Origin of the sequence: Thioalkalivibrio sp. AKL12, from assembly GCF_000377925.1 — a bacterium.
GTDB classification, from domain to species: Bacteria; Pseudomonadota; Gammaproteobacteria; order Ectothiorhodospirales; family Ectothiorhodospiraceae; genus Thioalkalivibrio; species Thioalkalivibrio versutus.
This window is the reverse complement of record NZ_KB898918.1, coordinates 1-6,728: the sequence shown is the minus strand read 5'-3', so window position 1 is coordinate 6,728 and position 6,728 is coordinate 1. Positions and strand designations below refer to the sequence as shown.

The window sequence follows — 6,728 nt, the reverse complement described above, 5'->3', positions numbered from 1 at the left end:
CCGACTGGGCCGACCAGCGCGGCGTGGAACTGAGCTTCATCCAGCCGGGCAAACCGATGCAGAACGGCTTCATCGAACGGTTCAACGGCAGCTACCGCCGCGGGGTCCTGGACCTCTACGTCTTCCGAACGCTGACCGAAGTCCGGGAACACACCGAGCAGTGGCTGCAGGACTACAACGAAACCATCCCTCACGACGCGCTGGGGGACCTGACGCCGGTCGAATACCGGCAGTTACACACCCCGGAAACCTCTAGTTATGCGTGGACCTAATCCGGGGAAGTCGACACCATCAGCAACCCGCGCCAGAAGACGATATCCATGCCCTGGGTGTTGGCCAGGCGCACTAGCAGTCCGTCGAAGCTGAGCGCCATCACGCCGGTGAAGGCGAGCAGGGAGCCGTGCAGGTGTTCGCGTTGCATGATCCGGTTCACCCTCCATGTGCCGCTTTTCCAGCGGGGTTGTTACAGTGCGTGGGTACCGTTTTCGGAGTGCCGTATGTCCGCATCCCAGATCCCGCCCGAACTGCAGCCGATCGGGGCCATTGGCCTCGGCATCATGGGGGCACCCATGAATCGCAACCTCCTCGCCGCCGGGGCCGACGTCCAGGTCTGGGCGCGCCGGCCGGAGACGGCGGAAGCACTCGCGCAGGATGGGGCGCAGCCATGCACGAGCCTCCCGGAGCTGGTTCGCGGCGTGCGGGTGCTGGTGCTGAATGTCTCCGATACGCCGGATGTCGAGGCGCTGATGCTGGGGCCGGATGGGGTTCTGGAGCACGCCCGTCCCGGACTGGTCGTGGTCGATCACAGCACCATCGACCCGATGCGTACCCGCGCCATCGCCCGAGCGGCCGCCGAACGCGAGGTGACCTTCGTGGATGCCCCGGTTTCGGGCGGGGAGCCGGGCGCGCGGGCCGGGACCCTGAGCCTGATGGTGGGCGGGCCGGTCGATGTTGTCGAGAGGCTGCGACCGATCTTCGAGGTGGTGGGCTCCACCCTGACCCACGTGGGCGACACCGGCGCGGGGCAGATCGCCAAGGCCTGCAACCAGCTGGTGGTGGGCGAGACCCTGGTCGCGATCGGGGAGGCGTTTGCGTTGGCCGAACAGACCGGGGTGGACCCGGCACGCATGCGCGAGGCGTTAATGGGGGGCTTTGCCGGTTCGCGCATCCTGGAGGTACACGGCCAGCGGCTACTGGATGGCGATTTCGAGCCCGGTTTCCAGACCGGGCTCTACCACAAGGATCTGGGCATTGTGGCCGGGCTGGGCGAGGAGGTGGGGCTGAGCCTTGACGGACTCAAGCCGGTGCGACGCGCGGTGGACGAGGCGTTGGAGGCCGGGCAGGCCGATCACGATGTGGCCATCCTGGCGCGTTTTTGCCTTCACGCCCGTGACGATCAAGGGCGTTAAAGGCGGTTCTTCGCGTCGCGGGTTAGCCGAACAGGCGCCAGAGGATGTAGAGCACCGAGAACACCAGGCCGAATACGATCCCGGCCCAGGACAGGGCGCGCATGCCGCGCCCTGGTCGGTGTTGCTCCGGCATGTCCGGTGACATCACCACCTTGAAGGTGATCCAGGCCAGTACTGGGGCGGACAGGAACGACAGCAGCGTGGCGAAATCGACCAGGCGGGTGAAGTGTTCCCCGGCCTGCGAAATCAGCAGCACGGCGCCGCTGGCGACCACCAGCAGCGCGATCCGGTAGCCCCACCAGTCCAGGCCTCGTTCGCCTTTGCGCGAGGGATCCATGGTCTGTGGTGCGTGGCCGTCCTCGCGCAGGGTGCGGATGATCGCCACGATCACACGGGGGTAGGCATCGGTGACGGCCAGGGTGGTCGAGAACATTGTGGTCAGGGCGGCCACGGCGATCAGGGTGCGGCTCCATTCGCCCAGACTATGGGCATACAGGTCTACCAGCTGAGCGGAGAAGGCGGCCGCCCCCGGGGCAAAGCCGATCCCGCTGCCATACATCAGCACCGCGCCCAGCAGCATGAACGCGAGGGCAATCACCACCGCGCCCAGGTAGCCCAGGCGGAAGTCGAAGATCGCCTCGCGTACCGTCGGGGCGTGGCCCGTCTGGCGGGCGCGCTCCTGGGTCCAGATCGAATGCCAGGCGGCCACATCGAGCGGGATCGGCATCCATCCCAGAAGGGCCAGCACGAAGGCGAAGCCGGCCAGGGTCCAGAGGCTCGACCACTCTTGCGCGCCGGACAGGGTGACCAGGTCCGGAGCCTCGCGGAAGGCGAGTGCCACGGCGGCCACGGTGGAGACGCTGAGCGCCGCCATGATGATCTTCATGCCCAGATCGAGCCCGCGGTAGGCGCCGATCATCAGGAACGTAATGCATGCGGCCAGCACCAGGGCCGAGACCAGGGTGACCGACAGATCCAGGTCAAAGACCAGTGTGACCAGCCCGGCGGTGGTCAGCGTGACCACTGCCTGGATGGTAAACAGGGTACCCACGGTCACCGCGATGTAGAGCCCGAGTGCCCAGTTGCCGAGCCGGTGGTAGCCGGTCAGCAGGTGATGTCCAGTGGCGGCCGCGTAGCGCGGGCCGAACTCTAGGAATGGATACTTGAACAGGCAGGCCAGCAGCACGATCGGGATCAGCAGCAGCCCGTATTCGGCCCCGCCCCGGGTGGCCTGGACCAGATGCGAGACGCCCACTGCCGCTCCGGCCATCAGCAGGCCTGGTCCGATGGCTGCGCGCAGGGAGGCGCGGGTGGAAGCATTCATGGGCCTGGGTCCGGGGGTAAGGGTGTGGGGTACGGATTCTAGGGAAACATTGATCTATGTACACGTGCGTTTGGGTGCCCCATGTTCCCGATCCTGCCTCGGGGCTCATGGATGGGCAGCGGATCGCAGGCCGCCAAGGCACGTACGGTGCGCCTTGTTTCGAAAAATCTGCGGGGATCAACGCGACTCATCAGCGTCGTCCAGGGAAGACGAGGGCGCGCGCTGACCGCGCCCGCCACGCTTCAGAGCGACAGGGGGACGCGACGGTAGATTTGCGGTGCGTTGGGGATCTGATCGCTGCTTGCGGGGAAGCGCTGGATCAACTTGTCGTAATAGCTGCGAATGTTCTGCACGTAGAGGACCGGCTCCCAGCCGCGGGCGTAGCCATAGCGGGTTTGCTCGTGCCATTCGCGTTCCGCCAGCCGTGGCAGCCACTGCATTACGTCCAGCCAGCGATCCGGATCGTCGCCGTTGGCGTCGGCCAGACGCCGGGCGTCATGCAGGTGTCCCAGACCGACGTTGTAGGCCGCCAGCGTCATCCAGGTGCGGTCCGGTTCCGGGATGCGTTCCGGTAGGCGCTCACGCAGGTCCAGCAGGTAGCGGGTGCCGCCGTCGACGCTGGATGCCGGATCGGTGCGGTCCTCGACGCCGAGGCCGGATGCGGTGTTCTGGGTCAGCATCATCAGTCCGCGCACCCCGGTGGGGGAGATGGCCTCCGCGTTCCAGTGAGACTCCTGGTAGGCCACGGCGGCGATGAAGCGCCAGTCCAGGCCGTATTCTGCGCCGGCGCGTTCGAACAGGCCGCGAAAGCGATCCAGCTGGTTATCCACGCGCCGGGCGAAGGTCAGGGCGTCCACCAGGTCGTGGGTCTCCAGATGGCCCAGGTAGCGGTCGATCATCAGTTCCAGGTCGCGGTTCTCCCGCAGGCGGTCAATGTAGGCCTCCGCCGCGTCGATCAGGCTGCGGTCGAAGCCGGCCGGGAACAGCCAGGTGACGGCCACCCCGCGCTCGAACTCATAGGCGGTACGCAGATCGGGATGCAAGCGTTGCAGCCGGCCGAATTCCAGGGAGCTCATCAGTGCATAGTCGATTTGGCCCGCGGCCAACGCCTGGCGTTGTGCTTTGGCGGTCCCGATGGGTACCAGCTCGACCGGCGGGTCTCGCGGCTCGTACCCGAGGGTCTCGAACAGGCCCGGATTCGGGGTCTCGGACTCCGGATCCCCTGCCCGGACCGATACCTGTTGCCTCGCCGCGTCGGCGTGGGCCAGATGGGCCCGCAGGCGTTCCGGCAGCGGCGACTGTGCGGTGAGTCCGAGTCGGGTTCCGGCGGGCAGGCTGGCGAGGGCGGGCAGTGCAGCGGTGGATTCGTTGCCGCGCCAGAAGGCGAGAACCTGCTGGATGGCGAGGATCTCCGGACCGCGTTCGATCGTCGGTTCATCGGGGTCCACCAGCAGCCCGGCGGCCAGGTCCGCCCGGTGTTCGCGCAGACGGCGGTGGGCCTCGGCGGCGGTCTCCACGCGGGTTACGCGAATGCGCGTGCCCAGTTCCTTCGCGAAGCCATGCAGCAGGGCCAGTTCCAGTTGGTCGTGGCCATTGGTGGCCGCCAGCTCCGAGCGCCCCAAGGGCGCTTCGACCAGCACTACCTGCAGTTCCTCGCGGAAGGTCAATTGCTGGAGGGCCGAGGGCGGCTGGAACCAGACCCGCAGGCCGATCATCACCAGCAACACGATGAACACGCCGAGCTCGATCTGGCGCCAGGTCGAGCTCGGTGGGCGAAGGCGAAGGTGCGGGAACATGAACCGATGATACCCAATCGGCCGTGCAGGCAGTGCTGGGCGATGACCGGCGCAGGGAGGTGGTGACCCTATCGCCAGTTCAGGACCAGACCCTGGGCGCGAAGGACCTGCAGTGCGGGGTCGACACAGGTATCGATGAAGGCGGCCCGACGGGGGTTATCGTGCGCCAGACGGCGGTAGTTCGGGCCCGCGGGCAGGCCCGCGAGCTGGTAGATATCCGCCGTGGGGTAGTAGAAGGCGTGCACGAACTGGCGGAACACCCGACGCATCAGCGGGCGGTAGGCCGCCTTCTGCCAGGCCGGCAGGGTATCCAGGTAGCTTTCCAGCGTGTCGCGGGCATGTGCCATGTGGCGCGCTTCGTCGATCATGTGGGTGGAGACGACGTCATGCACCGTGGGGCTGATCTGGTCGCGGCGCTGGTGGATCAGGCGGTTCATCCGGTCCGGGACCTCCTCGCCGATCATCACCGCGATCCAGAAGATCGAGGACTCGAAGGGGGCAAAGCGGCCGACCAGGGTGGCGAGCTTGGGTTTCGGGAAGCGCCGTTCCGGCAGCTCCAGCCCGCTGCGGCGCATGAACTCGATGAACATCAGGCTGTGACCGGCCTCTTCACGCAGCTCATGCAGGCGGTAGTTCAGCCGGTCCAGGCGGCCGGTCGAGTGCATGGAGATGCGCGAGATGCGCTCCATGAACAGGCCTTCCAGCCACAGCGCGCCACTGATGAAATAGAGAAATTCGTATTGCGAGAGGCGCCGTTTCTGCTCGCCCGACAGCGCGGAATATTCGGGCGTGCCGAACAGCGAGATGGCCTCTTCCGGGATCCAGTAGTCCTCCGAAGACAGCGCATCCCAGCGAATCCGCGTGAGCGGATCCTGGTACGGCGAGCTGTTGCGGCTCAAATGATCGAGCAGCTCCTGGGAGGAATTCATCGTTGGCGTGCCGGGACCCATGCGGATAACGCCCGGAATCATACCGACTCTGGCGCTCCGGACCAACGCCAACCCGTTGCAATCTGCGGTTGCTCCCCCATGATGGAGCCCATGGACAAGAATCTGCGGTACCGAATCAATTTCCTGAACAACGGAAAAACGTACGAGCTGTACGCCCGTGACGTTTACCAGGACGAGCTTTACGGTTTCGTCACCATCGAGGGCCTGCTGTTCGGCGAGCGCACGCAGGTGGTGGTGGACCCCTCGGAGGAGCGCTTGCGCACCGAGTTCGAGGGTGTGGAGCGCTTCCATGTGCCGATGCATGCGTTGATCCGGATCGACGAGGTCACGGCAGTGGGTACCCCGCGCATTCACGATGCGGGAACTGCCGGGGGCAATGTGCACGCTTTTCCCGGTCTGCCGGGCAAGGGCGGTTCCTGATCCCGCAAGCTGCTGTTTTTCGTCCCCTCCATTGCGCCGCTGCCGCGCCTGGTTTAGGATTCCGCGCTTCGTGACCGTCCAGCGGTTGCGGAAAACGGAGAGGTGGCCGAGCGGTCGAAGGCGCACGCCTGGAAAGTGTGTATACGGTAACCCCGTATCGAGGGTTCGAATCCCTCCCTCTCCGCCAGATTCAAGCAAAGGGGCCCCGAGTGGCCCCTTTTGTATGGTTGGCCCCGGCGCTCGGGGATTCGAACCCGAGAGATCGAAAATGATGGTTCGACGGGTGACGCGCAGCGGCACCCGAGCGTCGCCGCAGGCGACGACCCGGAGGGCGAGGCACGTAGTGCCGAGTAATCCCTCCCTCTCCGCCAGATTCAAGCAAAGGGGCCCGAGTGGCCCCTTTTGCATTTTTGGCCTCGGGGATCCTGCTTGCCGGCTAGTGGCTGGTCCTGGTTCGGCATCCGGTGTTTACGGTGGCTTCGGTCCGCCGCCTGCCAGGCGCTTTCTCGCGAGCGCACCGCGAGGTACTTCTTTGCTCGTGCAAAGAAGTACCTGTCAGGTCTCGGCTGGTTATAAACGCGTTTTCGAAAGCAGTCGGGGTGGGTTTGCTGCCACGCCTTGAGGGCCGCTACGGGCGTTCGGTGACCCAGGGCCTTTTGCTGGATGGCGTGGTTGTACAAGTACAGGTAATGGTACAGGGCGTCCTGCATCTGCTCGCTGGAGTCGATGTGGTACGTGCGCAGGAGATCGGCAATGCGCCCGTTGAAGCGCTCGACCATCCCGTTCGTCTGGGGCTTTCTGGGCTGGGTCAGGCGGTGTTGGATGCCGT

General features: G+C 65.7%; 7 protein-coding genes, 1 tRNA gene, 1 other RNA gene and 1 pseudogene. 5 read left to right on the top strand and 5 right to left on the bottom strand.

Going from position 1 to position 6,728, the window contains the following annotated elements; all coding sequences use genetic code 11:
- The coding region (locus tag D579_RS0114050; RefSeq protein WP_018952120.1) for an integrase core domain-containing protein at positions 1–272 on the top strand (272 nt) is incomplete at its 5' end.
- 17 nt (positions 273–289) lie between these two features.
- Here D579_RS0114050 and D579_RS15165 read toward each other — a convergent pair.
- Positions 290–421: pseudogene (locus D579_RS15165) on the bottom strand (EamA/RhaT family transporter); the annotation flags it as partial.
- 76 nt (positions 422–497) lie between these two features.
- Here D579_RS15165 and D579_RS0114040 point away from each other — a divergent pair.
- Positions 498–1,409 carry an NAD(P)-dependent oxidoreductase gene (locus tag D579_RS0114040; protein WP_018952386.1) on the top strand — a complete coding sequence of 304 codons (912 nt, stop codon included), beginning with the start codon at positions 498–500 and terminating at the stop codon, positions 1,407–1,409.
- 22 nt (positions 1,410–1,431) lie between these two features.
- On the opposite strand, the gene D579_RS0114035 is transcribed toward D579_RS0114040, so the two are convergent.
- The 3 genes from D579_RS0114035 to D579_RS0114025 all read right to left on the bottom strand — a co-directional run bounded on the left by D579_RS0114035 (position 1,432) and on the right by D579_RS0114025 (position 5,458).
- Positions 1,432–2,733, bottom strand: a complete 1,302-nt coding sequence (locus D579_RS0114035; RefSeq protein WP_018952385.1) for an NRAMP family divalent metal transporter — start codon at positions 2,731–2,733, stop codon at positions 1,432–1,434.
- 242 nt (positions 2,734–2,975) lie between these two features.
- Complete coding sequence (gene mltF / locus D579_RS0114030) at positions 2,976–4,529, bottom strand: membrane-bound lytic murein transglycosylase MltF (protein ID WP_018952384.1); 1,554 nt, start codon at positions 4,527–4,529, stop codon at positions 2,976–2,978.
- 68 nt (positions 4,530–4,597) lie between these two features.
- Entirely contained in the window at positions 4,598–5,458 is an 861-nt protein-coding gene (locus tag D579_RS0114025) for a diiron oxygenase (RefSeq protein WP_026289547.1), read from the bottom strand.
- Positions 5,459–5,569: 111 nt separating this feature from the next.
- Between D579_RS0114025 and D579_RS0114020 the strand changes: the two genes are divergently transcribed.
- The 3 genes from D579_RS0114020 (at position 5,570) to D579_RS15015 (ending at position 6,270) form a co-directional block, all read left to right on the top strand.
- On the top strand, positions 5,570–5,899 hold the full coding sequence (locus D579_RS0114020) for a DUF1820 family protein (protein ID WP_018144371.1): 330 nt from the start codon (positions 5,570–5,572) through the stop codon (positions 5,897–5,899).
- 96 nt (positions 5,900–5,995) lie between these two features.
- Positions 5,996–6,086: transfer RNA gene (locus D579_RS0114015), tRNA-Ser, on the top strand.
- A gap of 53 nt (positions 6,087–6,139) precedes the next feature.
- Positions 6,140–6,270, top strand: a non-coding RNA gene (locus D579_RS15015) — RtT sRNA.
- Between the two features lie 3 nt (positions 6,271–6,273).
- Here D579_RS15015 and D579_RS15390 read toward each other — a convergent pair.
- On the bottom strand, positions 6,274–6,728 hold a 455-nt coding region (locus D579_RS15390), incomplete at its 5' end, for an integrase core domain-containing protein (protein ID WP_038050562.1).